At 63.8% G+C, this 26,015-nt stretch carries 26 protein-coding genes and 1 tRNA gene; 22 read left to right on the top strand and 5 right to left on the bottom strand.

Annotation, left to right across the window (positions count from 1 at the left end; translation table 11 throughout):
- The first annotated feature begins 60 nt into the window (after window positions 1–60).
- Window positions 61–134 (top strand) — tRNA-Ile (locus tag J4G38_RS22285).
- A gap of 87 nt (window positions 135–221) precedes the next feature.
- Here the strand turns inward: J4G38_RS22285 and J4G38_RS22280 are convergent.
- Window positions 222–482: an antitoxin VbhA family protein gene (locus J4G38_RS22280; protein ID WP_210518846.1), complete on the bottom strand. Its 261-nt coding sequence runs from the start codon at window positions 480–482 to the stop codon at window positions 222–224.
- A 416-nt stretch (window positions 483–898) separates the two neighbouring features.
- On the opposite strand from J4G38_RS22280, the gene J4G38_RS22275 reads away from it, so the two are divergent.
- The 4 genes from J4G38_RS22275 (at window position 899) to J4G38_RS22260 (ending at window position 2,367) form a co-directional block, all read left to right on the top strand.
- Entirely contained in the window at window positions 899–1,102 is a 204-nt protein-coding gene (locus tag J4G38_RS22275) for a hypothetical protein (protein WP_210518844.1), read from the top strand.
- Between the two features lie 321 nt (window positions 1,103–1,423).
- Window positions 1,424–1,669, top strand: coding sequence for a hypothetical protein (locus tag J4G38_RS22270; protein WP_210518841.1), 246 nt, complete (start codon window positions 1,424–1,426; stop codon window positions 1,667–1,669).
- Window positions 1,670–1,766: 97 nt separating this feature from the next.
- Complete coding sequence (locus J4G38_RS22265) at window positions 1,767–1,988, top strand: hypothetical protein (protein WP_210518839.1); 222 nt, start codon at window positions 1,767–1,769, stop codon at window positions 1,986–1,988.
- A 109-nt stretch (window positions 1,989–2,097) separates the two neighbouring features.
- Entirely contained in the window at window positions 2,098–2,367 is a 270-nt protein-coding gene (locus J4G38_RS22260) for a hypothetical protein (protein ID WP_210518837.1), read from the top strand.
- Window positions 2,368–2,403: 36 nt separating this feature from the next.
- Here the strand turns inward: J4G38_RS22260 and J4G38_RS22255 are convergent, their stop codons facing one another.
- Window positions 2,404–3,621 carry a DUF4394 domain-containing protein gene (locus tag J4G38_RS22255; RefSeq protein ID WP_210518836.1) on the bottom strand — a complete coding sequence of 406 codons (1,218 nt, stop codon included), beginning with the start codon at window positions 3,619–3,621 and terminating at the stop codon, window positions 2,404–2,406.
- Window positions 3,622–4,025: 404 nt separating this feature from the next.
- Here J4G38_RS22255 and J4G38_RS22250 point away from each other — a divergent pair, with 404 nt between their 5' ends.
- From J4G38_RS22250 to J4G38_RS22170, 17 genes are all read left to right on the top strand, one after another.
- A complete protein-coding gene (locus tag J4G38_RS22250) occupies window positions 4,026–4,649 on the top strand; it encodes an N-acetylmuramidase family protein (protein ID WP_210518834.1) in 624 nt (207 codons plus the stop codon).
- Between the two features lie 33 nt (window positions 4,650–4,682).
- Entirely contained in the window at window positions 4,683–5,042 is a 360-nt protein-coding gene (locus tag J4G38_RS22245) for a hypothetical protein (RefSeq protein ID WP_210518832.1), read from the top strand.
- A gap of 364 nt (window positions 5,043–5,406) precedes the next feature.
- Window positions 5,407–6,387, top strand: coding sequence for an NADH-quinone oxidoreductase subunit B family protein (locus J4G38_RS22240; RefSeq protein WP_210518830.1), 981 nt, complete (start codon window positions 5,407–5,409; stop codon window positions 6,385–6,387).
- 157 nt (window positions 6,388–6,544) lie between these two features.
- The gene (locus J4G38_RS22235) at window positions 6,545–8,143 is read left to right on the top strand and encodes a nickel-dependent hydrogenase large subunit (protein WP_210518828.1); all 1,599 of its coding nucleotides are present in this window, start codon (window positions 6,545–6,547) and stop codon (window positions 8,141–8,143) included.
- Between the two features lie 145 nt (window positions 8,144–8,288).
- On the top strand, window positions 8,289–8,792 hold the full coding sequence (locus J4G38_RS22230) for a hydrogenase maturation protease (protein WP_210518826.1): 504 nt from the start codon (window positions 8,289–8,291) through the stop codon (window positions 8,790–8,792).
- The gene (locus tag J4G38_RS22225) at window positions 8,746–9,057 is read left to right on the top strand and encodes a hypothetical protein (RefSeq protein WP_210518824.1); all 312 of its coding nucleotides are present in this window, start codon (window positions 8,746–8,748) and stop codon (window positions 9,055–9,057) included. Before J4G38_RS22230 ends, J4G38_RS22225 begins: the two co-directional genes overlap by 47 nt.
- Complete coding sequence (locus J4G38_RS22220; RefSeq protein ID WP_226163673.1) at window positions 9,042–10,562, top strand: tetratricopeptide repeat protein; 1,521 nt, start codon at window positions 9,042–9,044, stop codon at window positions 10,560–10,562. Before J4G38_RS22225 ends, J4G38_RS22220 begins: the two co-directional genes overlap by 16 nt.
- Before the next feature lie 233 nt (window positions 10,563–10,795).
- Complete coding sequence (locus J4G38_RS22215; RefSeq protein WP_210518821.1) at window positions 10,796–11,173, top strand: hydrogenase maturation nickel metallochaperone HypA/HybF; 378 nt, start codon at window positions 10,796–10,798, stop codon at window positions 11,171–11,173.
- Window positions 11,170–11,889 carry a hydrogenase nickel incorporation protein HypB gene (gene hypB / locus J4G38_RS22210; protein WP_210518819.1) on the top strand — a complete coding sequence of 240 codons (720 nt, stop codon included), beginning with the start codon at window positions 11,170–11,172 and terminating at the stop codon, window positions 11,887–11,889. The genes J4G38_RS22215 and hypB overlap by 4 nt, the downstream gene beginning before the upstream one ends.
- Entirely contained in the window at window positions 11,886–14,339 is a 2,454-nt protein-coding gene (hypF, locus tag J4G38_RS22205) for a carbamoyltransferase HypF (protein WP_210518817.1), read from the top strand. The genes hypB and hypF overlap by 4 nt, the downstream gene beginning before the upstream one ends.
- A gap of 81 nt (window positions 14,340–14,420) precedes the next feature.
- Window positions 14,421–14,693: a HypC/HybG/HupF family hydrogenase formation chaperone gene (locus J4G38_RS22200; RefSeq protein ID WP_210518815.1), complete on the top strand. Its 273-nt coding sequence runs from the start codon at window positions 14,421–14,423 to the stop codon at window positions 14,691–14,693.
- 2 nt (window positions 14,694–14,695) lie between these two features.
- Window positions 14,696–15,799 (top strand): hydrogenase formation protein HypD, encoded by a 1,104-nt coding sequence (gene hypD, locus J4G38_RS22195; RefSeq protein ID WP_210518813.1) that lies wholly within the window; start codon window positions 14,696–14,698, stop codon window positions 15,797–15,799.
- 151 nt (window positions 15,800–15,950) lie between these two features.
- Window positions 15,951–16,988, top strand: a complete 1,038-nt coding sequence (hypE, locus tag J4G38_RS22190; protein WP_226163671.1) for a hydrogenase expression/formation protein HypE — start codon at window positions 15,951–15,953, stop codon at window positions 16,986–16,988.
- 156 nt (window positions 16,989–17,144) lie between these two features.
- Window positions 17,145–18,317, top strand: coding sequence for an NHL repeat-containing protein (locus J4G38_RS22185; protein ID WP_226163669.1), 1,173 nt, complete (start codon window positions 17,145–17,147; stop codon window positions 18,315–18,317).
- 123 nt (window positions 18,318–18,440) lie between these two features.
- Window positions 18,441–19,058: an urease accessory protein gene (locus J4G38_RS22180; RefSeq protein ID WP_210518811.1), complete on the top strand. Its 618-nt coding sequence runs from the start codon at window positions 18,441–18,443 to the stop codon at window positions 19,056–19,058.
- Window positions 19,059–19,060: 2 nt separating this feature from the next.
- A complete protein-coding gene (locus tag J4G38_RS22175) occupies window positions 19,061–19,288 on the top strand; it encodes a hypothetical protein (protein WP_210518809.1) in 228 nt (75 codons plus the stop codon).
- Between the two features lie 27 nt (window positions 19,289–19,315).
- Window positions 19,316–19,873 (top strand): bifunctional nuclease family protein, encoded by a 558-nt coding sequence (locus J4G38_RS22170; RefSeq protein ID WP_210518807.1) that lies wholly within the window; start codon window positions 19,316–19,318, stop codon window positions 19,871–19,873.
- Between the two features lie 24 nt (window positions 19,874–19,897).
- Here J4G38_RS22170 and J4G38_RS22165 read toward each other — a convergent pair whose 3' ends face one another.
- Genes J4G38_RS22165 through J4G38_RS22155 form a run of 3 tightly spaced genes read right to left on the bottom strand, consistent with a single transcriptional unit; the run spans window position 19,898 to window position 26,014 of the window.
- Complete coding sequence (locus J4G38_RS22165; protein WP_210518805.1) at window positions 19,898–21,205, bottom strand: ATP-binding protein; 1,308 nt, start codon at window positions 21,203–21,205, stop codon at window positions 19,898–19,900.
- A 12-nt stretch (window positions 21,206–21,217) separates the two neighbouring features.
- Window positions 21,218–24,628 (bottom strand): eCIS core domain-containing protein, encoded by a 3,411-nt coding sequence (locus J4G38_RS22160; RefSeq protein ID WP_210518803.1) that lies wholly within the window; start codon window positions 24,626–24,628, stop codon window positions 21,218–21,220.
- A gap of 15 nt (window positions 24,629–24,643) precedes the next feature.
- A complete protein-coding gene (locus J4G38_RS22155; RefSeq protein ID WP_210518801.1) occupies window positions 24,644–26,014 on the bottom strand; it encodes a contractile injection system tape measure protein in 1,371 nt (456 codons plus the stop codon).
- Window position 26,015 lies beyond the last annotated feature (1 nt).

Genomic DNA, 26,015 nt, shown 5'->3' with positions numbered 1-26,015 from the left:
GCGCCGTTGGAGGGCCGGAAACGGCAAGGGTTGAGGTGAAAGATGACTGCCTCCGGCACCGGGCCTATAGCTCAATCGGTTAGAGCAGCTGACTCATAATCAGCAGGTCCTTGGTTCGATTCCAAGTGGGCCCACTAAAAGCCCCTCTACGGCAACGTAGAGGGGCTTTTTTGATATTATGCATCCAATGCAAACCATAGGCCCTGCCACCGCAGTGGCGCTTAGGAGGGCAGATTAGGGGTTTGCAGCGATAAGGCAATGGGGCCGAGCTGCGCGTGGAGCTGCTGGCGGGCCCGCCCGCCGACGTGGACGCTGATGGCGTACAAATCCGTTTCCCCGGCCACGTACCGGTCGTAGAGGGCGAGCAATTCGGCCGTAGGCGCGTGCCCTTCGGCCAGGGTGATGGCCAGCGCTTGGTCGGCAATGGCCCGCCGCTGCTCACGGGTGTGTTCCGCTGGGCCAAAATTCAACTCGTAGTGCATGGGAAAGTGCGGAAAGCGTTGCGGATACCCATGGTTAAATGGTTCAGCTTGGAGCGCCCCGAAGGTACTTCGCAGGAAAGCGAAACCGCGCCCCTTGCAACCGCACCCGTTGCGAGCGTAGGGCCCACCGGGGAACCTTGGGGTGTGGGGCACGTTAAATAACCCAAGTTGCGGAGTAGCCGCCGCGCGGCGACAGGTTGGTAGCATTTGTGCTATCAGGCCGGCGAAGCCGCGTAGCGGTGACAGATTTACGGGCGCCTCGGTCACCGCTACGCGGCTTTAAGCCTCAATATCCGGCGGTGGCTACCAACCTGTCGCCGCGCGGCGGCTACTCCGCAACTTGGGTTAAATAGTCAACCATTGCTTGAGCCTCCATGAAGAAAACCCGTGCTGCCGCACTGCTTGCCCTTGCCAGCGTGTTGTTGGGCGCCTGCAATGGCCCCTCATCCCACCAGCCCATCACCGGCAACCACCCGGCCCCGCCGGTGGCCGACAGCCTGACCGCGTCCGATACCAGCGCGTTCACGCCGGGGCATGCGGTGCCTTTCGTCAGCCCCATCAAGGCCGGGCGCGTCCTGGGCGAGCAGTCGCCCTCGCCCCCTGCCAGCCGCACTCATTGAGATGGTAGTCGTAGGTTTTTCCCGGAGACAAGAACGCGCCACCGCCAAAAAGTTGGCATTAGTATGGCTTTCTCCGTTGGGCTGGTCAGACGCTTTTTGCTGCTTGCGGGCGGGCGATGCCCCCGGATGCGGGCTTTTGCCAGCGACCTGCCGCTGGAGTCGGCGCTGTGGGTGCCCATGGAGCCGGCCGGGGTATGGGCTGCGTCGGTCGATGTGGAAACAGCAGGGGAGTAGCGCTCAAAAGTTTCGCGAGGAGAAACCAGGCTGGCAGATTTGGCACAGATTGACGTGATAGGTTTGGGCAAAAAATGCTTTCCTGCCATGGCTCGCACGCTCCCCTTCTTTCGCCACACCGCGCACGTTACTGGCCTGATGGCCCCCGCGCCCGAGCCGGAGCGCTATCCCTTTCATGACAACGACGTCTGCCCCATCGGCCAGGAAGTGAAGGCCAGCGGCGAGTGGCAGTATTACGAGCCCGCGCAGATAGCGGAAACGCGCGCCCGCTGCCCCATCTGCGCCGAGCTCGGCCGCCCGGCCGGCCGCGCTGTCCAAAGCAATAATCCTTAAAAGGTTCTGCGCCGGGCAGTGGTGGTTAAAGGGCGTTGCACGTTGTGCCTGGGGCTTTTTCACGCGCAGAATCCCAAGGTTTTCGTAGTTTGGCGGCATGAACACACGCCTGCTTACCAAATTCCGCATCTTCAAGCTGACCCATGAGCGCACGCCGGGGCACGATACCGTCTGGTCGTTCAAGCCCTTGGTGGGGGAGGAGAACCATGAGTTCGATAGCGAAGCAGCCGCCCACGAGTGGGTGGCAGACAACCCCGAAATCATGATTCGGTGCCGGGAGTTTATCATCGTTCCCGTCTACCACCTGGTACTTGCGTAAGTGCCGCGACGCGTAGCTGCGCGGCCATCAGCGAGCAGTCCGGCCAATACCGGCCTGGTCTTTTGGGGGTGCCCGGTATCTTTTTTTCGCTGCCAGATTATAGTGCTGCATGTCGACCGAAATCACCATCGTTAAAGTATACGTCGAGCGCTACCGCCACGTGCCCGAGCGTATTCTGACCACCAAAGATGCCCGCTACCAGGAGTTGCAGGAGTTGCTCTACCACATCACGCACACCCGCGACACCTCGCCGGAGCAGGAGGCCCGGCGGCTGGTGGAAGCCCTGAAAGCCGCTGGCATAGTGCGGCCCCGGTACTACACCGTGGTGGGCCCACCGCCGTGGACGGAGGTGACGAAGGGTGCTTTTTCGGATACCTGAGTTGGCCGTTTCGGTGGGGCCTTGCGCTGGCCACAGTCACGGGTTGAGCAAGGGATTGCCTACGTTCAGGGAGCTACCGGTCGTGAGCGAGAGCACGGCGCCGGTGTTCAGGGACAGGTTGCGGGCCCGTTGGGTTTTGGCCACGCTGGGCTGATGCGGCGTGCCGCCCGGGATGGTGACGTTGTTGAGGGCGGTGGGCACCAGTGACGGCGTCCAGTTGGCCGCCGTGTCCCAGTCGGAGCTGGTGTTGCCGTTCCAGGTCAGTGGCGCCGAAGAGGGAATGGCCACCGCCAGGTCGCGGATTTCAAAGTTCAGCAGCGTGCTGGCGGGCACGGTGTTGCCCAGCAGCGTGGCGATGCCGGTGGCCAGGTCGAGGCGGTACAGGTTGCTGGCCCGGGTGCCGTTGGGGCGCAGGTCCGTTACTTCGGTGAGGTAGCCAGCGGTTGTGTTCGCGGTGGCATCGTAATAAATATCCAGCTCCAGGTCGTGGGGCGTGCCAATGCCGTAGGTGCCCGCCGATGGCCCCGAGGGAATGACGAACATGACCGTGCTCTGCGTGGTCATGGCCCCGCTGTTGGGCAGGGCTAGTGTCGAAAGCAGGCCGTTGTTCAGGTAGTCGAGGCCGTAGAGCGTGGTGCTGGGGCTGCCCGCGAAGGAGTTGGTGTACGCCACGGTGCCCACGCCGGGGTCGGCCGGGGTGCCGCCGGCGTAGTTCAGGTTGGCGTCGGTGCCGGCCAGGGCGCCGGTGGCGGGGCTGAGGCGGTAATTGGCGTCGCTGGTGCTCACCACCCGAATCAGGTCGGCCACGGGGTTGAAGTCGAAACCGATGCGCTCACCGGTCCCGCCCAGCTCCAGCCGAATGGCACCGCTCACGGGCGTGGCCACGTTGGTGGTGGTGTTCAGCACGTACAGCTGCGCGTTGTTGCCCGCCGTCGCCGCATCATACCCCAGGCCGTAGAGCACGTTATCGGCGGGCCGGAAATCGATGCCCACCAGCGTCTGGCCGGGCGTGACGCCCGTGATGGCGGTGGGAGTAAGATTGAGGGAGGCGCCGGTCGTGGCATCAATCGTAATCAGGGCCTGCTGGCCCACGGGGGCGCCCTGGACGTTGCTGCCCGCAACGGTACCCAGGCCATAAATGGTTTGGGCCGGCGCCACCATAGCCAGCAGCAGTGCGGCCGCGAGCAGTACCGCGCGCCGTGCCGCCGCTGAGCGCTGACCAGCAGCCGGCTGAACGAGCATAGAGGTTTCCATAGCAAGTTGAGGGAGCTTAAATATGCGAAGGACACTACCCTGGGCGGCGGCCCCTGGCCGCTTAACGCAGACCGATTAAGTGCCTTGAGAAGCAGCCTTAGTAACCTGGGCAGTTGATTGACCGATTTTGACAGGACTTTGTGAAGATAAATTATGAGCCAGATATATGCAACAGCCCCAAGGCCAGAGGCTCCGGTTGGACAGGCCGAAACGGCCGCTGCGGGGGCATTTGCCCCATTGCGGCGGCCTAAAAAAAAGCGAATTTTTGTTTCTGGGGTAAAATATTCAGGATATTAATTTTATATATTTAATGCTCGTATTCGCGGCATCGCCGCGCCAGCACCGGCCGGGGCGGAACTACCGCGTGCGCCCGATTCCTTACTGCCAACCGCACTCAGCAAGCAATGAGCAACAAACTGACATCCCAGCAGCTTGCCACCGCGGCGGCGGCGGCCGGGTTTGAGCCCCGAGCCGTGCGGGCCGTTATCCAGGTCGAGACCGGGGGCCGGGGGTACGACAAAATCACCGGTTTCCTGCTGATTCAGTTCGAGCCCAGCTGGTTCCGCCGCAAGCTGCCCACGGCCACCGCGCAGGCCATTGCCGCCGCCGCCACGGCCGTGGCCCGGCACACCGCCACGCCGGCGCAGGCCGCGCTGCTGCAGGACTGGGTCACGACCCAGGCCAACGGCGTGGAAGGGCAGGTGAATGAGCGGCTGGCGTTCGACGCGGCCCGCCGGATTGACCCGCACGCCGCCGACCTGGCCACGAGCTGGGGCCTGCCCCAAATGATGGGTTTCAACCACGCGGCAGGCGGGTTTGCCACCGTCGAGGCCATGATTGAGGCCTTCCGCCAAGCGGAAGCCAACCAGCTGGCCGCCATGCTGCGCTTCATCAAAGCCACCCCGCGCATGGCCTCCGCCCTCAGGAAGCGGGACTGGGGCGTGTTTGCGTACTACTACAACGGGGCCGGCTACAAGGCTTTCAAATACGACAAGCGGCTGGCCCAGGCCTACGCCTCCCTCGCCTGAGCCCGCATTTCGCCGTTTCAACTCCGACCTTCTATGGCGCACGCCTTTCAACTAGACCCCGGTGCCCAGGCCAATGCCCGGCGCGGCCTCCTGGCCCAGGCCGTGGCAGAGCGCAAGGGCAGCCGGGCCGATTTTGCCCCGCTTTACGAAGACCGATGGCTGATCGACACCGCCGTGATTGGCCACCTGGCGTGCATCCGCGGCGAGTGGCGCGTGAGCCTGGTTTTTGTGCACGTGCACAACCCGTTGCGGTTCATCAAGCGGCACATCACCGCGCACCCCACCCAGGCGCGGGCCGCGCAGCAGGCCTACTACATGCGCCGCCTCGCGGCCAAAGACCAGCGCGGCACCCTCGCCGTAAGCGTGGAGCAGCTCCGGCTGAGTCCTAATTAGAAGCAATGTTCATCGAAAAAAACGGTGCCAGCCGGCACTATTTTTTGGGAGGTGCAAATGCAGCGGGGGAATCCCACCAACGACCTTTTCCCGTAGGTAGCCTCTTGTGCTGAACACGCCGGAAACTCGTTTCAGGGCCCGTAAAGGCCATGCGCGGGCCTTGTGTGCATGTGTTGCCGCACTCGAAATCGATTGCGGATTTTTTATAGGGACGAGTTTAGTCTTTTCTGAGTTGACTATAAGGGAATTGCTGAGCGATAGAAAGGGGGATTATCGGGAAAATTTTTCTACATTACGGTACGCATCTGCGGTTACCCGGCAATTGGCTGAGTAATACTTTTTCACATTTTCTTCCTCTCATCCTATGGCTAATGTTTTGTGGCTTCAGGGGGGCGCGTGCAGTGGCAACACCATGTCGTTTCTCAATGCCGAAGAGCCCACCGTCGTCGATTTAGTGACGGACTTTGGCATTAACATCCTTTGGCATCCATCCATCGGGCTTGAGATTGGAGCGCAGGTGAACGACCTGCTGAAGGACATCATTGCCGGCAAGGTGACGATGGACATTCTCGTGTTTGAGGGCACCATCATCCAGGGGCCCAACGGCACGGGCACGATGAACTACTTCGCCGAGCGGCCCATGAAGGATTGGGTGAAAGAGCTGGCCGCCGTGGCCGGCTACGTGGTGGCCATTGGCGACTGCGCCACCTGGGGCGGCATTCCGGCCGTGGACCCCAACCCGAGCGACTCGGTGGGCATGCAGTTTTTTAAGAAGCACAAGGGCGGTTTTCTGGGCATTGATTTCGTGTCGAAGGGCGGCCTGCCGGTCATCAACATTCCGGGCTGCCCGGCCCACCCGGACTGGATTACCCAGATTCTGGTGGCCATTTCCACCGGCCGCATCGGCGATGTACTGATTGATGAGTACCACCGGCCGCGCACGTTCTTCACCGATTTTACCCAGACGGGCTGCACCAACGTGGTGAACTTCGCCAACAAGATTGACGGCGGGTTTGGCAAGCGCGGCAACGGCTGCCTGTTCTACGAAGTGGGCTGCCGCGGGCCGATGACGCGCTCGAGCTGCAACAAAATTCTCTGGAACCGGCAATCGAGCAAGACGCGGGCCAACCACCCCTGCCTGGGCTGCACCGAGCCCGGCTTTCCGCACAACGACCTGGTGAAGGGCAGCGTGTTCAAAACCATGCGCTACCTGGGCGTGCCCGACGATACCCCTACCGGCAACTCCAAAATCGGCTACATGCTGCGGGCGGGCTTCGAGAAAACCCTGGGCGTGCTGGAAGGCGCGGCGGGCATCACAAAGGCGTTTAACGAAGGCTCGAAATAAGACCTTGGGCTACATGGCGGTCATGCTGAGCGTAGTCGAAGCATCTCTGCCGCCTAACTAAAATCAATTGATTTACTGCTGCGGTAGAGATGCTTCGACTACGCTCAGCATGACGTTCTCGTCGCATCATAGTCTCATTCTTTAAAAATCCCGCCCGATGGCAACTTTAGTTAAAGAACTCAACATTTCGCCGGTTGGCCGCGTGGAAGGTGACCTGGACGTGCGCGTATACATGGAAAACGGCGTGGTGACCCGCGCTCACACCCAGGCCGCCATGTTCCGGGGCTTCGAGCGCATTATGGCGGGCAAGGACCCGCAGGCCGGCCTGATTGTGACGCCGCGCATCTGCGGCATCTGCGGCGGCTCGCACCTGTACTGCGCGTCGTCGGCGCTCGACACGGTGTGGAAAACCACGCTCACGCCCAACGCGTTGCTGCTGCGCGCCATTGGCCAGGCCACGGAGACAGCGCAGAGCATTCCGCGCTGGTTCTACGCCATTTTTGCCACCGATATGGCCAACAAAAAGTTCGCCAACAAGCCGTTGTACGCGGAGGTGGTGAAGCGCTTTTCGGCTTACGTGGGCACCTCGTTTCAGAAGGGCGTCACGGCCTCGGGCCGGCCGGTGGAGGTGTACGCGCTGTTTGGCGGGCAGTGGCCGCACAGCAGCTACATGGTGCCCGGCGGCGTGATGTGCGCCCCCACGCTGAAGGACATTACCCGCGCCCACGCCATCATGAACCAGTTTCGCAAAGACTGGCTCGAAACCGTGTGGCTGGGCTGCTCGGTGGAGCGCTACCTCGAAATCAAAACCTGGGACCAATTACTGGCCTGGGTGGATGAGAATGAGTCGCAGAAAAACAGCGACCTCGGCCTGTTTATCCGGGCCGGGCTGCAGTTTGGGCTCGACAAGTTTGGGCAGGGCGTGGGCAAGTACATCACCACCGGCACGTACCTGGAAAAGGACCACTACAACCAGCCCACCGTGGAGGGGCGCAATGCGGCGCTCATCAGCCGGGCCGGCTTTTACGATGGCAGGAACTACTCGGTGTTCGACCATATGAAGGTGAAGGAATACGTGGAGCACTCCTGGTACGAAACCGTGCCCGGCGCCCACCCCTGGAGCGAGCCGCTGCCCACGCCGGTGCCGTCCCAAAGCCTGCACAACTCCGACGTGAGCGGCAAGTATTCGTGGTCGAAATCGCCGCGCTACATGGAAATGGCCGCCGAAGCCGGCCCCCTGGCCCGCGTGGTCATCAACGCCGACCCCGGCCACCTGGCCCCGCACCAGCTCTACGACCCACTCTTCGGCGACATCATGAAGCAAATCGGGCCGAGCGTATTTACCCGCGTGCTGGCCCGCATGCACGAGGCCCCGCGCAACTACCACTACGTGGACCAATGGCTGCGCCAGCTGGACCTCAACGGCGAGTTCTACATCAAGCCCGAGGAGCGCGACGGCCAGGGCTTCGGAGCCACCGAGGCCGCCCGCGGTGCCCTGGCCCACTGGATTGAAATCGAGAACGGCGTCATCAAAAACTACCAGGTAGTGGCCCCCACCACCTGGAATGTGGGCCCGAATGACGCATCGGGCCAGGCCGGCCCCATCGAAGCGGCCCTGACCGGCATTGAAATCGAAGACGAAAGCGACCCGGTGGAAGTGGGCATGGTGGCCCGCTCGTTCGACTCGTGCCTGGTGTGCACGGTGCACGCGCATGATGCGAAGAGCGGCAAGACGCTGGCCAAGTTTAAGCTATGAGAAAATAGCACTTCATGCTGAGCTTGCCGAAGCATCTCTACCTCGATAGTAATTCAATCGAAGCAACGAAGCGGTAGAGATGCTTCGGCAAGCTCAGCAGGACGGGTTGGTGTGACGTTCTTTTTAATTCATTAATTTCTGCCGCGTGACTCCAAAAACCGCCATTCTCGGCTTCGGCAACCCGGTGCGCAGCGACGACGGCATTGGCTGCTACGTCATTGAGCAGCTGCGGCAGCGTTCGGACCTGCCGCCGCAGGTGAGCCTGTTCGATATGGGCACTTCGGCATTCGAAGTGCTTTTTCAGCTGGCCGGGCACGGGCAGTTCATCATCGTGGATGCGGTGGTAAACTCCGGCGAACCCGTGGGGACGCTGTTCCGGCTGCCGGCTGAAGCGGTGGAAGCGGCCATTCAGGACGACCCGATGGTGTTTCTGCACGGGCTGAAATGGGACCAGGCGCTGTCCTACGCCCGAAAAATTCTGCGCGAGCAGTACCCCGACGACATCACCGTTTTCCTGATTGCCGTGGACGATACGCACCTCGACGTGGGCCTCTCGGAGGCCGTGCGCGCCGCCGGCAACCAGGTTCTTGACCACATTTTTCATGAGTGCCTTGCAAATCAAAAACGGCCATCTGCTGCTGCCCGCTGAGTTTGCCGCGCGGGCTTTTCCGCACGAAGAGCAGATTCGCCTCGTGTACTACCCCGACCGCCACGAACTGCTGATGGCGGCCAAGTCGGACATTTTCTTCGAGAAGATGCACAAGACCCAGTGGCTGGTGCTGAAAGAGCGCAACCCGCAAGGCGACAAAGCCATTCTCATCCGCGACATTCTGCTTGACCACGACCTCGACCTGCACGACCGCGAAGTGCTTTACGACCTCCAACCCACCGGCATCCTATGCGTGACCCTGTAACCCCCCTGCTCACCCTCGTTGCCCCGCCCGGAATGGCGGCCGAACTCGCTGCCGCGCTGCACCGCGAGCCGCGCCTGCACGAGCTGGTGCGGGTGGTGGCCGACGCTCCTGCCGAAGAGGCCGGCCCGGTGCTGGTAATTGGCCTAGCCGGCATCACAGGCAGAGTGGACTGGTCGGAAGCGCTGCCGCCCGTGGTGCTGCCCCAGCCGCTGCCGTTCACCAAAGCCAACCTGTTGGCGCTGGTGTTTCTGCACCTCGGCAACTGGGAGAAAGCCTACGAGTACGCGGCGGCTGATGCCACGCTGCGCGATGACCTGGACCTGCTGAACCGGCTGCAAGCGGGGGTTTCGGCAGAAGCCCCGGCGGCCCCAATCAATGACGTGGGCAGCTTCCGGCACTACCGCCGCTGGCACAACCGCGCCGTGGCCCTGCACTACGGCAACCTCGCCCGCCCGGCTCAGGCCAACGACCTGCATGCGGCTTACCAGCAGGCCATTGCCCATGCGCCCGCTGCCGCTTGGCAGGCGTTTTCGGCCAAGCACTACGCCACGTTTCTGCTCGATAACGGGCAATTGAACGAGGCCTGCCGGCAGCTGGCTGCCGCCCAGAACTTACCACTGGATGCAACCGCCTATCACGAATTATTATCCATCGAAACCGGCGTGCTGCTCCAGCAGCTCACCGTGCCGTATGATGCGGCGCTGCTCAGTGAATTGAAGGACAAGCTCTGGCAGACGCTGCAATATCACGAGCAGCATGACCGGGGCCTGAACGCCGCCCTCACCCTGCTCGATGCCGCGCAGGTAGCCAACTTCTCCGACAGCTTTGCCGAGGCGCTGGGCTACCTCAACCGTGCCGTGGCCCTGCTCGAAACCGAAGACGCGCCCGAGCTGCTGGCCAACGCGCAGTACCGCAAGGGCGTGCTGCTCTTCACCTGGGCGCAGAACGGCAACCCGCAGTTCTACCGCGGGGCCATGACGGCTTACCAACAGGCCCTCAAGGTGTTCACCCGCAACGACGCTTACCCGGTGTTTGCCGAAATCCAGCATCATTTGGGCATTATCTACTCGGAAATTCCCGATGAGGTGAAGAAGAAATCCATTTGGGCGGCCGTGTCGGTGAGCTCCTTCAATCAGGCGCTGGAATACTTCACCCGCGAAACGCACCCCTACGAATACGCCACCATCAGCAACCACTACGCCAACGCCCTCACCAAATACCCGCTGGCCGCCCGCACCGACAACTTTGCCAAAGCCCTCGACTATTACCGCGAAGCCCTGGCCGTGCGTACTGCTCGCGACTACCCCTATGAGCGGACGCTGACCATCCTCAATTTTCTGGAAGCGGCCTGGCAGGTGAATCTGGAAAACTACCCGGAGCCGGAAGTGCTATTGACCGAAATGACAGGCTACGCACAGCAAGTCAGCCAACTGGTGGACGACCCGGCGCTGCGGGAGGAGGCGCAGCGGCACTTGGCGCAGCTGGAACTATTGCAGGTGGGATGAGTCGCTCTCCACGGCTTACCTCACCCCCCGGCCCCCTCTCCCGCGGAGAGGGGGAGCCTACCGTCTCAAAAAATAATTGATTTTCAACGTTCCAAACAATTCAAAAACCTTCCTTTAACCCATCAACGCTTCCCTACTAAGCCCACGCCGCCATGACACCCTCTCTCCGCAGGAGAGGGGGCCGGGGGGTGAGGTAAGCCGTGGAGGGCGAAACCCGAACCAACCCTAAAAAAATGCATGAAGTCTCCCTCGTCCGCAACATCATTCGCACGCTCGAAGACGAGTTCGGGGCGGAGGGCGTGGCGCGGGTGCGCGACGTGTATTTGCGGGTGGGGCTGCTCTCGAACGTGGAGCCGGCCCTGATGCAGAACGCCTTCTGGGCCGTGCAGGCGGCCGAGCGGTGCTACGACCAGTTGACGCTGCACGTCGAAGTGCTGCCAATCCTGGTAGTGTGCGAATTGTGCGGGCACGAATCGACCATAACCAACTACCGGTTTCGCTGCGCGGCCTGCGATACGCCCACCAAAAACATCACCCAGGGCACCGAATTGCTGATTCATCGGGTGTCGTTTGAAGAAGAATCCCAACCCGCTACCCCCTCCCACCCATGAACACGCCCAAATCGAACCAGGCCCCGCTGGGCAAAGTGCAGGTGGAGGAAACTTCGCTGCACCTGCTGAAGATGAACGACTTCATCGCCAAAAATATCCGCGAGCGGATGGCGGCGAATAATACGCTCGTTATCAACATCTGCTCGGGGCCGGGCAGCGGCAAAACCAGCCTGCTCCAGGAAACTGCCCGCCGCCTCAAGGACCAGCTAAAACTGTCGGTGCTGGTGGGCGACCTCGAAACCGAGCGCGACGCCGACCGCATCCGTCAGGCCGGCATCGACAGCCTGCAAATCGTGACCGGCGGCACCTGCCACCTGGAGGCCCAGATGGTGTTTCAGGCCCTCGACCATATCGAGCTGGCGGGCGTCGATATCCTGTTCATCGAGAACGTGGGCAACCTGGTGTGCCCGGCGTCGTTCGACCTCGGCGAGGATTTCCGGGTGGTGCTGCTGGCCACCACCGAGGGCGACGACAAGCCCAAAAAGTACCCCCGCATGTTTGTTACCAGCGAATTGCTGGTCATTTCCAAGTCCGATTTGCTGCCCTACCTGCCGTTTTCGGTGGAGGCCGCCACGCAGGATGCCCGCGACTGCAACCCCGAAATCGAGGTGCTCACGCTATCCAGCTACAAGGGTGAGGGCATGGACGGCTGGTGCGCCTGGGTGCTGGCCAAAGTAGCGGAGAAAAAGCGGGCTGCCGAGCCCCAGCTCGCGTGAAAACCTGGCACGTCCATTTGCGGGGCCGGGTGCAGGGCGTTGGCTTCCGGCCGCTGGTGTTCCGGCTGGCGCAGGCGCTGGGCCTGTGCGGCACCGTGAGCAACGGGGCCGACGGCGTGCACGTTCACCTGCAAACTGACGAGGCGACGGCCGCCGATTTCCTGGCCCGCGTGCAGGCCGAGGCCCCGCCGCTGGCCGTACTGTCGGGCGTGGAAGTGGCGGTGATGGACCAGCCGGCCTACGCCGGTTTTGGCATTATCGAAAGCACTGCCGAGGCGCGCACCGGCCTCTGGCTCACGCCTGACCTTGGGATGTGCGCCGCCTGCCGCGCCGAGCTGCACGACCCGGCCAACCGCCGTTTCGGCTACGCTTTCATCACCTGCACCGACTGCGGCCCGCGCTACTCCATTGCCCACGGCCTGCCCTTTGACCGGGCCGAAACCAGCATGGCCGCCTTCCCGCCCTGCCCCGCCTGCGCCGCCGAATATGCCGACCCCGCCAACCGCCGCTTCCACGCCCAAACCATTTCCTGCCCTGCCTGCGGCCCCGCGCTGCAAGGCTGGGTGGATGATGACCCCGTGCCATCAGGTGGAGAATTGGCCGAAGTAGATGCCCAGCTGCGCGCCGGCCGCACCGTGGCCGCGAAGGGCATTGGCGGCTACCTGCTGCTCTGCGATGCCACCAATGCCGCCGCCGTGCAGCGCCTGCGCCAGCGCAAGCACCGCCCATCCAAACCGCTGGCCGTGCTCTATCCCGATGCCGAAACCCTGCGCGCCGACTGCCATTTAGCTGCGGTCGAGCTGGCCGAATTGACCAGCCCGGCCGCGCCCATTGTGCTGCTGGCCGTGCGCGAAACGCCCGCCTCGGGCGTGGCCCTGGCGGCTGTGGCCCCCGGCCTGTGCCAGTTGGGCGTGATGCTGCCCGCCGCGCCGCTGCTGGAGTTGGTGGCCCGCCAATTTGGCCGGCCGCTGGTGGCTACCAGCGGTAACATCAGCGGCAGCCCCATCATTTATGAAGATGATGTGGCCCGCACCCGGCTGCGCCCGGTGGCCGATGCGCTATTGGCCCACAACCGCGCCATCGTGGTGCCACAGGACGATTCGGTGATGCGGTTTTCGCCCCGCCACCAGCAGCGCATTTTGCTGCGGCGCGGGCGCGGGCTGGCACCGGCGGTGCCGCTTCCCACTACGCCTACAGTTGCTGCCTCAGCCACCAACGTTTCCACCGATAATGCCGACACGCCCAATATGCTGGCTTTCGGCGCTTCGCTGAAAAGCACCTTCGACTGGGCAGTGCATGGGCAGGTTTATGCCAGTCAATACCTGGGAGACTTGGAGAGTTTCGACACGCAGGAGGGTTTTCGGCACGCGCTGGCCCATTTTCAGCAGCTGCTGCGGGTGAAAAAACCGGCTCAGGTGCGCGCCGATGCCCACGCCGGCTACTTCGCAACGCAGCTGGCCACCGAGCTGGCCACCGAATGGCAGGTGCCGCTGCACCTCGTGCAGCACCACGCCGCCCACCTGGCAGCCGTCCTCGCCGAGCACGCCCCCAGCCCCGCGCCCACGCTCGGCATCATCTGGGACGGCACCGGCTACGGCACCGACGGCCACATCTGGGGCGGTGAGTTCCTCCTGAATTCTCCAGTGGCAGCTGAAGTTTCTTCTGCTGCCACAGCACCCCGGCGCCTCACGCACTTTGCTTATTTCGACGCGTTGCTGGGCGACAAAATGCCGCGTGAGCCGCGCCTGTCGGCCTTTTCGCTGGCCCGGCAACTGCGTGGAGGCGAGGTCCTGTTGCACGGCAAATTCACCGCCCGCGAGTACGATTTATACACCCGGCTACTCAGTCATAACCAGCTCAAAACCAGCAGCGTCGGCCGCCTCTTCGATGCGGTGGCTTCCGTGTTGGGTTTGGCCGACGTGGTGAGCTACGAAGGCGAAGCCGCGCTGCTGCTTGAGACGCTGGCGACTGACTACGTGGCCCGCCACGGCTACGAATTAGGGCATGAGTATCTGCGCGACTGGGATGGCGCTGGCAATGTCCCGACTCAGCGAATACTGCAGGAAATTCTGGACGACGTGCAGGCGGACAGGCCGGCCGATTTCATCGCGGCGGCTTTTCATCATTCACTGATTAGCATCATCGAAAAAGTAGCGGCGGCGCAAGGAGTACGGCGGCTTGCTTTCAGCGGCGGCGTGTTCCAGAATGCGCTGCTGGTAGACTTGCTGATTGAGCGGCTGTCAAGGAGTTTCACGTTGCTCTTTCATCAGCAGCTGGCGCCGAATGATGAGTGCATTGCCTTCGGGCAGCTGTTTGCCGCCGATTTCAACCCAACAGCCTGTCATGCTGAGCTCAGCGAAGCATCCCTGCCACGCCGCCGTGGCTCCCCTCTCCACGGGAGAGGGGCCGGGGGTGAGGTTGGCGCGGGCCGGACTGCAACGAAGCAGTAGAGATGCTTCGACAAGTGGACGTCAGATGAGCAGGACGTTTTCTTTTCACTAAATCACCTTTCCACCTAACCCCATCATCCTATGTGTTTAGCAATTCCCGGTAAGATAAAATCCATTGAGCTGCAGTACGGCGGCCTGGTGCGCATGGCGAAAGTGGAGTTTGGCGGCATTGTGAAAGAAGCCAGCCTCGACATGGTGCCGCACGCCAAAATAGGCGACTACGTGCTGGTGCACGTGGGCGTGGCCATCACCATCGTGGACGAGGAGGAGGCCGAAAAGTCCTTCGCCTACCTGCGCGAAATCGGCGAGCTGGATGAGCTGGTGGCCGGCAGCCAAATCGACAAACCGTATTAGCCATGAAATACCTGTCCGAATACCGCGCCCCCGAGCTCGTGGAGCAATACCTCGCCGAGCTGCACCGCACCGCCACCCGGCCGTGGACCATCATGGAAGTGTGCGGCGGCCAGACGCATAGCCTGGTCAAAAACGGCATTCTGAGCCTGCTGCCGACCAACGTGCGCATGGTGCACGGTCCCGGCTGCCCGGTGTGCGTCACGCCCCTGAACCTGATTGACAAAGCCGTGTACCTGGCCGAGAAGTGCGGCGTAATCTTATGCTCCTACGGCGACATGGTGCGCGTGCCCGGCTCGGAGCGCAGCCTGCTGGAAGCCAAGGCCAACGGCGGCGACGTGCGCATCCTCTACTCGCCGCTGGAGGCCGTGCAGATTGCCCAGCAGAACCCCGGCCGCGAGGTAGTGTTTTTCGCCGTGGGCTTCGAAACCACCGCGCCGGCCAACGCCCTGTCCGTGGTGCACGCCCGGCGGCTGGGGCTCACCAATTACTCCATTCTGGCCTCGCACGTGCTGGTGCCGCCGGCCATGGAAGCAGTGATGGACGACCCCGAAACCAACATCCAGGGCTTTCTGGCGGCCGGGCACGTCTGCACCATCATGGGCGTGTACGACTACGTGCCGCTGGTGCAGAAATACCAGGTGCCCATCGTCGTCACCGGCTTCGAGCCCGTCGATTTGCTGCAAGGCATCCTCATGACGGTGCGGCAGCTGGAGCGCGGCGAGGCCAGGCTCGAAAACCAGTACACCCGCGTGGTAAGCGACGATGGCAACCCCGATGCCCGCCGCGTCATCGAAGAGGTATTCGATGTGACGGACCGCGAGTGGCGCGGCATCGGCAACATCCCGCGCAGCGGCTGGGAAGTGCGCCCCGAGCTGGCCGCCTTCGACGCCAACCGCAAGTTCAACGTGAACATCGCCAAAGTCTCTGAGTGCGCCGACTGCATCGCCGGCCAGGTCCTCAAAGGCATCAAAAAGCCCAGCGAATGCAGCCAGTTTGGCAAGCGCTGCACGCCGCTCAATCCGCTGGGCGCGCCCATGGTATCGTCGGAGGGCGCGTGCGCGGCTTACTACCACTTCGCGCAGGCAGAGGCCCCGGTTTCTGTTTAACAATAGATAAAAGAACGTCATGCTGAGCGGAGTCGAAGCATCTCTACCGCTTCGTTGAATTGATTGGATTACTGCTGCACGCGAGATGCTTCGACTCCGCTCAGCATGACGTTCTTCCAACAACAAACATTCATCATTACCGCCCATCTCTATGAACCTCTCCTGCCCCATGCCGGTCCTGGATTTTGACGTGATAACGCTCGGGCACGGCAGCGGGGGCATCCTCACGCATCGGCTGCTGGAATCGGGCGTGTTCAGCCTCTTCAAAAACGACCTGCTCGATGAGCGCCACGACGGGGCCATTTTCGAGCTGACCGGCCGGCTGGCCTTCTCCACCGACAGCTACGTGGTGTCGCCCATTTTCTTCCCCGGCGGCAACATCGGCGAGCTGGCCGTGAACGGCACCGTGAACGACCTGGCCATGTGCGGCGCCATCCCGAAGTACCTATCCCTCAGCTTTATTCTGGAGGAAGGCCTGCCGATGACCGAGTTCTGGGACATCCTGGTTGCCATCCGCGACGCGGCCGTGCGGGCCGGCGTGCAGATTGTGACCGGCGACACCAAAGTGGTGGAGAAAGGCAAAGGCGACGGCATTTTCATCAACACCTCCGGCATCGGCCAGCTGCACCCGAAGGCCCGGATTGCCACCCGCCACGTCCGGGCCGGCGATAAAATCGTGGTATCGGGCCACGTCGCCACCCACGGCATTGCCATCATGAGCGTGCGCACCGGCCTCACCTTCGAAACCGACCTCGTGAGCGACACCGCCAACCTCAACCACACCGTGGCCGCCCTGCTCGATGAGTTCGGCGAGCAAATCCACCTGCTGCGCGACCCCACGCGCGGCGGCGTGGCCACCGTGCTCAACGAAATTGCCCAGGAAGCCCGCCTCGGCGTGGCTCTGGCCCAGCCCGCCATCCCGGTGCTGGAAGACGTGCAAAGCGCCTGCGAATTACTGGGCCTCGACCCGCTCTACGTGGCCAACGAAGGTGTTTTCCTGAGCGTGGTAGCCCCCGAAATCGCCGATGCTTTCGTGGCGAAGCTTCGGGAGCTGCCGCACGGCGCGGCCGCTGCCGTCATCGGCGAAGTGGTGGTCGAGCACCCGCGCCAGGTGGTGCTGCAAAGCCGCATCGGCGGCCGCCGCGTGGTGAGCATGCTGGTGGGCGAGCAGCTGCCGCGGATTTGTTGATTCGAACAGAAGTTTTAGAACGTCACGATAAAAGCCCGTCATGCTGAGCGGAGTCGAAGCATCTCCACCGCAATAGTAAATCAATCGTCGTAGCGAAGCGGTAGAGATGCCTCGGCTACGCTCGGCATGACGTTTTGAACAAGCCTTTCTCATCCCGTGGAATCCCTCACCATCTCCCTCTCTAAAAACCCAAACGCCGCCGCCGCGGCCAGCGCGGGCGCATCCAGCCCCACGGCCTCGCTGCCGGGCCGGCCGCCGCTGGTGACGGCCGCCACGGTGTTTCGGGGCGACCCTGGGAATCCGTTTCTGGCCCCGCGCGGGGTGTGGAAAGTGGGCCCGCGTCTGCTGGTGGCCGATACCGGCCAGAACCGCGTGTTCATCTGGAACCAGCTGCCGACCACCGAATTTGCTGAGCCCGACGTCGTACTCGGCCAGACGCAGCTGCTCGATACCGGCCGCAATTCGGGCCATCAGGTCGAGGCCGGCACGCTGCACTACCCGTCGGGCCTGTGGTCGGATGGGACGCGGCTGGTGGTGGCCGATGCCTGGAACCACCGCGTGCTCATCTGGCACCGCTTCCCGACGCGGCACGGGCAGCCGGCTGATGTGGTGGTGGGGCAGGCTGATTTCGCCGGGAATCAGCCCAATGAAAAGGGCATCGGCACCGCGCCCTCAACGCACAGCCTGAACTGGCCCTACGGGGTGTTTTCCGACGGACAGCGCCTCTGGGTGGCCGATACCGGCAACCGCCGCGTGCTGTTTTACGACCAGATTCCGACTGAAAACCACGCGGCGGCCACGGCCGTCATCGGCAAGCCCACCTTCACCGGGCGCGACTACGAGAGCGACGAGCCCGTGTGGCCCTACGCCGTGCGCGTGAGCCCCGCCGGCCAGCTGCTCATCGTCGATACCCAGTATTACCGCGCCCTGCTCTGGCCCGATTGGCGCACGGCCGCCGAACGGCCCGCCGAAGTCATCATCGGCCAGCCCGACTTAGCGGCCAATGGCCAGAACCAGTACCGCCTCTTTCCGGCCGAAAATACGCTGAGCTGGGTGTACGACGCCTTTTTTCATCAGGAAAAGCTGCTGGTGGCCGACACCGGCAACAGCCGCCTGCTGTGGTTCGACACCGTGCCCACGGCCAGCAATGCCGCCGCCGACAACCTGCTCGGCCACGCCGATTTCGGCATCAGCAGCGAAAACAACACCACCCGCCTCGGCACCGACCGGCAGCTGTACTGGCCGTTTTCGCTCTGCGCCGATGGCGGCACGCTGGCCGTAGCCGACACCGGCAACCATCGGATTATCCTGTACACGCTAAATGGCTAATTACCGGTCATGTCGAGCGCAGCCGAGACATCTCGCAGGCTGCGTTGAACGATTTGATTACTACCACACGCGAGATGTCTCGGCTGCGCTCGACATGACGTTTACCTTTTTGCTCCTACGCCAATGAACGCTGCCTTTCCCGTCGTCGTCGCCCTGGTGGCCGGTTTCGCGCACGCGTTCGAGGCCGACCATTTGGTGGCGGTGAGCAACATTGTGACGCGCCGCACCACGGCGCGGGCCGCCATTAAGGATGGCGTGTTTTGGGGGCTGGGGCACACTTCCACCATTTTGCTGGTGGCGCTGGTGTTTCTGCTGGGGCGGCTGGTGCTGCATCTGGGCACTTTTCGCTACCTCGAAGCCAGCGTGGGCCTCATGCTGGTGGGGCTGGGCGGCGGGCGGCTCTGGAAGATGAGGCACCTGCGAATTGCCGGGCACGCGCACGCAGAGCCGGCTTTTTCGCTGGCCTATGGCGTGGGCATGGTGCACGGCCTGGCCGGCAGCGGGGCCTTGCTGCTGTCCGTGCTCACCCAAATCAAAAGCAGCTGGGACGGCATCCGCTACCTGCTGATTTTCGGGGCGGGCTCGGTGGCGGGCATGATGGTGGCGGCGGGCATTTTCAGCCTGCCGTTTTCGGTGGCTATTCTGCAAAGCAGCGGCCTGCGCACGGCCCTCTCGGTGGTTTCCTCGGTGCTGTGCGTGGGGCTGGGGCTAAAAGTGCTGTACCAAAACCTGACCGTTTAGCCATGGAAACCCTTCCGCCAACCTATCCCGAGGCCGATTTCGTGGCCTACGCTTTCGCCCACATGGGCATTGCGGTGGCGAAGCGCGAGGGCCGGATTTTCGAGCTGGCCAACGGCTTCGTGGTCGAAGTCGAAAGCAAGGATTTGTACCGCCTCTCGCACGAGGGCTGGGTCATTTCGCCCTTCGATGATATTGAGAAGCTATGTACTTTTATTGAGCGCAACTCGTAGACGTTCTGGCCTTAACTCCTGCCGGCCGTGGAAAAAATCGAACTCCTGATTGTGGCCCTGTCGGAAAGCATTTCCCAGCCGGGGCACTTCGCGCTCGTGCTGGAAGAGCCGGTTTCCCGGCGGCGCATTCCGCTCATCATCGGCAGCCACGAGGCCCAGGCCATTGCCATCAGCCTCGAAAACCTGGAGCCCGCCCGCCCGCTCACCCACGACCTGTTCCAGCGCACCCTGCAAACCCTGGGCATCACCCTCGAAGAAGTGTTGATTACGCGCTTCGATGCGGAGGTTTTCTTCGCCCAATTGGTGCTGAAGGACCACGCCAGCCAGCGCCTGTTCGTCGATGCGCGCCCGTCGGACGCCATTGCGCTGGCCGTCCGGTTTGGCTGCCCGCTCTACACCACGGCCGATATTCTGGCGGTGGCCGCCTACGAAACCGACGAGCAGAATTGGGAGAGCCAGAGCGCGTACCTCGAATTCACCCTGCAAGAGCTGGAAGACCTGCTGCGCACCGCCCTCAAGCGGGAAGAATACGAGCGCGCCGCCCGCGTGCGCGATGCCCTCGAACGCCGAAAACGGGCAGAATAAGCACGTTTTGCCGCTGCGAATGGCTCACAGCAGCTTGCCTTCCTTCTGGAATTCCAGGCGCACGGCCTCGGTGAGGTCGGCCAGCTGCAGCACCGTTTCCTGGCGGCCCAGGGCGCGCAGGGCGGCAAACTGCACGGCGTTGAGGATGGCCGCGCCGGACAGCTCGTAGCGGGCGGCGAGGTCGTCGGGGCACACGTCGGGCGCGCGGCGGGCGGGCGGGGGCAGGGTGCTGGCCCACAGCTGGCGGCGCTCGTCGGCATTGGGCAGCGGGAAGTGAATCATGGCCTGGAAGCGGCGGGCAAAGGCGGGGTCGAGGTTGCCGCGCAGGTTGGAGGCGAGGATGACGAGGCCGTCGTATTCTTCGATTTTCTGGAGCAGGAAGGCCACTTCCTGGTTGGCGTAGCGGTCGTGGGCGTCGCGGGTGTCGGTGCGCTTGCCGAACAGGGCGTCGGCCTCATCGAAGAACAGAATCCAGCCTTTGGCCTGGGCCCGGTCGAAAAGGCCGCCGAGGTTTTTCTCGGTTTCGCCAATATATTTCGAGGTCACCAACGACAAATCGACCCGAAAGACCTCCCGGCCGGTGTACTTGCCCAGCAGCGTGGCCGTCATGGTTTTGCCGGTGCCCGGCGGGCCGTAAAACAGGGCGCGGTAGCCCGGCCGCAGCCGCCGGCTCAGGCCCCAATCGGCCCGCAGGGCGGCATGGTGCTGCACCCAATGTTCCAAATCCTGAATCTGGGCGCGGGTGGCGGCGGGCAGCACCAGGTCCGTCCATTCCAGTTCGGTATTGATGCGCTGGGCCGGAAACCCCTGGCTGAGCGTGGGCGCGGCCACCCGGCCGGTGGTGAATAATTCGACGTACTCCGGGTCCAGCACCAGCCGGCCACTGAGGCGGGGCTCGCCGGGCGGCACCTCGGCGAGGGTAAGGATTTTGTGCTGGGCGAAAATGTGGTCGGGGCCGAATAATTCCATCAGGGCCAGACGCTCCGTCAAGTCATTGGCCGCCAGGATAAACAGGGCCGTTTCGCCGGTTGGCAGCAGGCCGCGATGGGCGGTGCCGCGCACGCCGCCGAACGCGGGAAACTCGCCACCTTCGGGCAGGTGATTGCGAATGAGCTGGTCGAGAAAGCCGGGTTGAAGGTGCGGCGCAAGGGCCAGCGTCAGGTAAAGCAGCTCGATTTGATTGAGCCGGGTTTGGCCCAGGAAACCGGCAAAACCCGTGTCTTCGACCAGGCTGAAAGCGGGCGGCGGCGGCGGCGGATTGGTGGCCGTTGCCGCCAGGCGCCACCCAATAAAATCCCGCAGATAATCCAGCGCCAGGCTCAGGTTGGTCATGGGTGCAGTTGCTTATGCCGGGTCGCCCGCGCCTCGGAAACCGATGAGCACTGCCGGGGTGTAGGTGGCCCCGCCGCTGCCGAGGCTGGAGTTGAGCCGGTTTGAAATCAGCTTGAAGTTACCAGCATTGCCGTTCCAGGCCTCGCGGGCGCTTTGCGTGGTGGCGTTGCCGCCGCCGTTCCAGTGCTGGGCCACGGGTGGCCGGTGGTCTTCCGAATAGTTGTTCATCGGAATTATGGCCTTGCCATTGGGGTGGGTGGGATAGCCAAACGCCGATTCTTCGGTGGCCGAAGCTTCGCTAAAAAACGTGCCGGGCGGGGCTCCTACCCGGAGCGCGGCGAGCCGGCTGGCCAGGCTGGGCCGGGTGGTGGGGTCGCGGTAAAACGTGGAGCGGATGGTGGTGCCGCCCCGGTGCTCGGCCTTCAGCACGAACTGCGCGCTGGTGCCGCCGCTGGTCACGAAGCCGGAGCGGTGGCTGAACGTACTCGGCCGCCACCGGGCATTCTCCTCGGCTACCTGATAATTGGCCACCGTGTTATCGGCCTTGCGGGTAACAAACGAGCCAACGGGTACCGACGATTGCTGCCGGCGGGAAGGGTCGCCGGTGGCGTTCGACATAATAATTCGTTCTACCTGGCTCGTGGTGATGTTTTCCACGAACTGGCCCACCACGATGGGACTGCCGGCCGCCGCTGCCCCCGCCGCGCCGCTCACCAGCGCCAGGGTGGGCGCGGTTTTGGGCGGACTGGCAGCCGCCCGCACGGCCCACACGCCCTGGTCGGTGGGTACTACTTCCAGCAGGCTAAGCTGATAGCGCACCCGGAGGGCCGCCAGCAACGGCACCAGTACCACCCCGGTCACCGGCCGGCCGGCAAAGCGGTTGACGATGGGCACGGCCACGGCCAGCGCACTGTCGACGCGGTCGGCGGGCGCGCCACCGGCCACGGCACCCACCAGCCGGCGGCCCTGCGCCACCACCCAGTCCACCACGCGGTCCAGGGCCGTGTCTACGGGCTGGCGGATGCGGGCAATGAGGCCGCGAATGGTGTCGGAAATGCCGCCCAGGCCCAGCAAGCGGGCCAGGAAGCCGATGATGACCGGCACCATGCGGCCCATGGTTTGCTCCACGCGGTTGGCCGCCGCGCCAATGTTGCCGGCCGCGATGGCGGCGATGGAATCGACGTAAGCCTCCACCACGGCCGTAATCTGGTTGATGCGCTCGATGAAGAACATCACCGTGTTGTAGGTAGCCATAATGGCCTGAATGACCGCGCCGGCCGGGTTCAGCATGCTCAGAATGCGCACCACGGCCTGGCCCACCACGGTGCGCATCACCCAGGCCTTGATGCCGTCGAGCACCATGTCGCGCAGGTTGCCCACGTACTCCAGAATCTTCTGCCAGGCGGCGGCCGGGCCCTGCGTCACCAGAATTTTCAGGAAATCGAACACCTGTTCGAGCCGCGCCACGAAGGCTTCGCTGGTGGCCCGCACCAGCTTGGCGCGGATGTTCGCATAGGTCAGGCCCAGCACTTGCAGCACCAGCGAAAGCACGCCGCGCAGGTCGAATTGCGCCGGTAGCTGCAGGCCTGCGCCTTCGAGCGCGCCCAGCAGCCAGCCCACCACGCCCTGCTGCAAATACTGTAAGCCCTTGGCCATGAACTGCTGAAAACCCAGCTTGCCGGCCCGCACGAGGTGGCCCACAAAGGTCACCGGGTCGCGGATGATAACATTGAACGTGTCGCGCCCCCGCTTCAGAATGGCTAGTATCCGCGCTCCGCCCGCGCCCATCACGGCCTCAAAAATCAGCTCCAGCATCTGAATCAGGGCCGCGCCGGCGAAGCCCACCACATCAGAAGCCAGGCCCGAAAACAGGCCGGCGATGGTCGTAATCGTGTCAATTGGGTGCAGCACGGCCTCGGGCGTGAGCACGTTCCAGGCGGCCAGGAACGTGCCCTTGATGCGCGTCCAGGTGAGGTTGCGCTTGCTGGTTTCGGTGTTGAACCAGGCGAAGGCTTTGGCCAGCGCGCCCGACTGCTGCATCTGGGTGAACCGCTCCTCGCCGCCGTCCATCAGCAGCATGAAGCCGCGCACGAGGTTGGTGGGACTACGCTCCACCACTTCGTCGGTAAACGGGTCTTTGCCAATGATAACCGTAATGAGCGGGAAGCCCCGGAACGTGCGGGCGCGGGCGCTCAGGGGCCGCAAAATGGTTTCCTTCAGCCAGGCTACCACCTGCGATATCAGCCGCCCGCCAAAGGCAATCATTCGGCTGATGGGAGGCCCGAAAATGCGTCGCGCCACGGCCAGGTTGCCCTCAATGCCGAGTGTGATGCCCATCTCATCCCAGGCCTGGCTAAATAATCCCCGGATATAAGACAGTGAAATGCCCAGCGCGGCCACCTGCGCATCAATCCAGCCGGCGGCCCGGTCGATGATGCCTTCGGCCTGCAAGCGGTTGAACAGCAGCGCGCCCAGCGGCCCGCCCAGCGTCAGAAAGCCTTTGAGCAGGTTGACGGTGGAGCGGGCCACGTTGCGCTGCGTCACCGGGTTGTAGCCGATGAGCGTGGTGAGCAGCCGCCAGCCCGGCACCACGCCCAGCCAGCCGTCGATGGTGCCCGCCACGTCCAACCCAAACAGCCGCTGCACGGCTGGCGCGGCGCTCGAAACCTGCGGCACCGCTGCCGATTCGGCGAGTGGCTGGCGCTGCACGGCGCTGCCCTGCTGCACCACGTGGGTGAGCTCGTGGGCCAGCAGGTGCCGGCCGCCGCTGCTGCCGGTGTCGTACTGCCCGGCGTTGAAATAAACGTGATTTTGATACGCGAAAGCCTGCGCCCCAATGCTCTGGGTGAGCTGCACGGCGGGCGCGTCGGTATGCACCCGCACCCCCGAGAAGTCGGCCCCGAAGCGCGGCTCCATGTACTGCCGCGCTTCGGCCGCCAGCGGCTGCCCACCGGAGTGGCTGGCCGCCAGGCCCGATTCGAAACTGGCCGTGGGCGCGGGGGTGGCCGTTTCGGTGCCCTTGCGGCGCAGCTTTTGGTCGTCGTCCTCGGTTTTCAGCTGAACGAGCGGTGGCGTGGGCTGCTCTTTCTTGTGAATGTCCTTTTTTTCGCGCTCCTCGGTTTTGGATTGAATGGCGGGCGGCGGGCCAGCACTGGCCGGGGTTGCCGCCCGGCTGGTTGGGGCCGGCATGGACACGATGCGGTCGGCCGTGGCATCGGCTTCGCGCTCAAATCCGTCATCGGCCCGGCCGATGGTGAGTTTGGCGTGCACTCCAGTTGGCCGAACGGGTGCAAAAAACGGCGTTTCCGCCACCGGTGGCCCGAAAAATGTGCCGGCCTTCGCCTGCACCAACGCCGGCGCGGCCGAGGACGCGGTATTCGTCTTCGGGGCGGCGGCGGGGGGCACAAGTTGGGTAGTGTTCATGGCTGGCTGGCTAAATCAGGCCCAGTTGATGGTGAGACGGGCGGCCATCCAGGGCAGCTGCACCAGGCCCAGGCCCCAGCCGTAGGGCAGGCGGTCGAGCAGTACGTCCTGGGCGCGCTGCTCGACGGTGAGGACGTGGTGGTTGCCCTCGGGAGCCAGCTCCAGCTTGCCTTCGCGCTGCAAAAAAGCCTCGCGCAGGCCATCGGGCGAGGTGTTTTTCAGGGCGGTCCAGTGGGCGATAGCGGCCGCGAGCAGGGCTACGCCTTCGGCGCGGGCGGCGCGGCCCAGGTTCAGGTGGTGGCTAAACGAGGCGTCGGGCGCCATGCCGCACAGGAGCTTGGGCAGCCGCAGCTCGTATTCGGGGGCCTGGGCGGCCCCCGTGGCCAGGAAATGCACCAGCAGCACGGCTTTGGCGCGGGCCGTTTCGCTAACAAACTTGTCAGCCATGACCCAGCCGCAGGCCCTGAAGCACACAGCCAGAAACGGGTGCAGCAGCACCACGCCAGCATTTGCCACAAATTCGGCTTCGTCCGGCGGGGCCGCCCCGGCTGCACGGGGCCCGGCATCAGCCGGCGGCCCGGCCGACGGCGGCGACGATTCCCGGGCCATCGCCAAGGCCTCGAGCGCCAGCCGGGCCAGTATTTCGGGTTGTGCCAGGCGCTTTTCGGGGGCGAGAATGCCCAATAGGTCCAGCCACGGCAGCGGTGGTGCCGTGCTAGCGCGGCACAGCAGCTCGGCCACCAAATGCTCGCCTAGGGTGCCTGAATAGCTGCCCAGCCGGCGCAGCAGCGGGGCCAGGGCCTCGGCCAGCTCAGCGTGGTAGGGCCGGGCGCTGGGCTCGAGGGTGCAGATTACGGCCACGGCGACCGGGGCCGAAAACTGCCGGACCAGCCGCTGCCGCCCGGTGGCCCCGGCCAGCGCCGCCCGCAAGGCGGCGCGCTGGCCCTCAGTGGCCGCCGCCAGCAGTGCCGGCAGCGCAGTTTCCCAGGCGGCCAGGCTGGCGGGGGCCGGCCAGCTTGTGGGCAGCGTGCCGTGCCGCAAAAAGTGTAGCCACGCGGCCCAGGCAATATCGGCGGCACCGGCCGCGCCTGCGCTGCCGGCCACCCAGGCCTCCGCTATTTCCCGGCGCAGCAGGGCGGGCAGCCGGTCGAGGAACTGGTGTTCCAGCTGGGTGCTGTCGAGGTGGCCGAGGTCCAGCTCCAGGTGCTCCAGCGTCAGCCATTCATCGGGCCGGCCGGCGGCCGAAAGCGCTGCATCGAGCGCCGCCAGCAGCGGCTGACTTTGCAGGGCGGCTTCGGCCGTTTTTTGCACGGCACGGCCATCGGCTCCCGGCGCGAGGCGCAGCAGGAGGCGTTGGCGCTGAATGACGTGCGGGGCGGAAGGCATG

The sequence above is a fragment of the Hymenobacter terricola genome, from assembly GCF_017921975.2.
Lineage (GTDB): Bacteria > Bacteroidota > Bacteroidia > Cytophagales > Hymenobacteraceae > Hymenobacter > Hymenobacter terricola.
Note: the sequence above shows the minus strand (reverse complement) of the source record. Positions and strands in the feature narration are given on the sequence as shown.

Bases quoted from the DNA above. Each gene is read 5' to 3' on its own strand.
- J4G38_RS22215 (WP_210518821.1), top strand. From the start codon at position 10,796: ATGCATGAAGTCTCCCTCGTCCGCAACATCATTCGCACGCTCGAAGAC.
- J4G38_RS22255 (WP_210518836.1), bottom strand. From the start codon at position 3,621: ATGGAAACCTCTATGCTCGTTCAGCCGGCTGCTGGTCAGCGCTCAGCG.
- J4G38_RS22220 (WP_226163673.1), top strand. From the start codon at position 9,042: ATGCGTGACCCTGTAACCCCCCTGCTCACCCTCGTTGCCCCGCCCGGA.
- J4G38_RS22160 (WP_210518803.1), bottom strand. From the start codon at position 24,628: ATGAACACTACCCAACTTGTGCCCCCCGCCGCCGCCCCGAAGACGAAT.
- J4G38_RS22225 (WP_210518824.1), top strand. From the start codon at position 8,746: ATGAGTGCCTTGCAAATCAAAAACGGCCATCTGCTGCTGCCCGCTGAG.
- J4G38_RS22270 (WP_210518841.1), top strand. From the start codon at position 1,424: ATGGCTCGCACGCTCCCCTTCTTTCGCCACACCGCGCACGTTACTGGC.
- hypB (WP_210518819.1), top strand. From the start codon at position 11,170: ATGAACACGCCCAAATCGAACCAGGCCCCGCTGGGCAAAGTGCAGGTG.
- J4G38_RS22280 (WP_210518846.1), bottom strand. From the start codon at position 482: ATGCACTACGAGTTGAATTTTGGCCCAGCGGAACACACCCGTGAGCAG.
- J4G38_RS22235 (WP_210518828.1), top strand. From the start codon at position 6,545: ATGGCAACTTTAGTTAAAGAACTCAACATTTCGCCGGTTGGCCGCGTG.
- J4G38_RS22240 (WP_210518830.1), top strand. From the start codon at position 5,407: ATGGCTAATGTTTTGTGGCTTCAGGGGGGCGCGTGCAGTGGCAACACC.
- J4G38_RS22180 (WP_210518811.1), top strand. From the start codon at position 18,441: ATGAACGCTGCCTTTCCCGTCGTCGTCGCCCTGGTGGCCGGTTTCGCG.
- J4G38_RS22250 (WP_210518834.1), top strand. From the start codon at position 4,026: ATGAGCAACAAACTGACATCCCAGCAGCTTGCCACCGCGGCGGCGGCG.
- J4G38_RS22260 (WP_210518837.1), top strand. From the start codon at position 2,098: ATGTCGACCGAAATCACCATCGTTAAAGTATACGTCGAGCGCTACCGC.
- hypE (WP_226163671.1), top strand. From the start codon at position 15,951: ATGAACCTCTCCTGCCCCATGCCGGTCCTGGATTTTGACGTGATAACG.
- hypD (WP_210518813.1), top strand. From the start codon at position 14,696: ATGAAATACCTGTCCGAATACCGCGCCCCCGAGCTCGTGGAGCAATAC.
- J4G38_RS22155 (WP_210518801.1), bottom strand. From the start codon at position 26,014: ATGCCTTCCGCCCCGCACGTCATTCAGCGCCAACGCCTCCTGCTGCGC.
- J4G38_RS22245 (WP_210518832.1), top strand. From the start codon at position 4,683: ATGGCGCACGCCTTTCAACTAGACCCCGGTGCCCAGGCCAATGCCCGG.
- J4G38_RS22165 (WP_210518805.1), bottom strand. From the start codon at position 21,205: ATGACCAACCTGAGCCTGGCGCTGGATTATCTGCGGGATTTTATTGGG.
- J4G38_RS22175 (WP_210518809.1), top strand. From the start codon at position 19,061: ATGGAAACCCTTCCGCCAACCTATCCCGAGGCCGATTTCGTGGCCTAC.
- J4G38_RS22200 (WP_210518815.1), top strand. From the start codon at position 14,421: ATGTGTTTAGCAATTCCCGGTAAGATAAAATCCATTGAGCTGCAGTAC.
- J4G38_RS22265 (WP_210518839.1), top strand. From the start codon at position 1,767: ATGAACACACGCCTGCTTACCAAATTCCGCATCTTCAAGCTGACCCAT.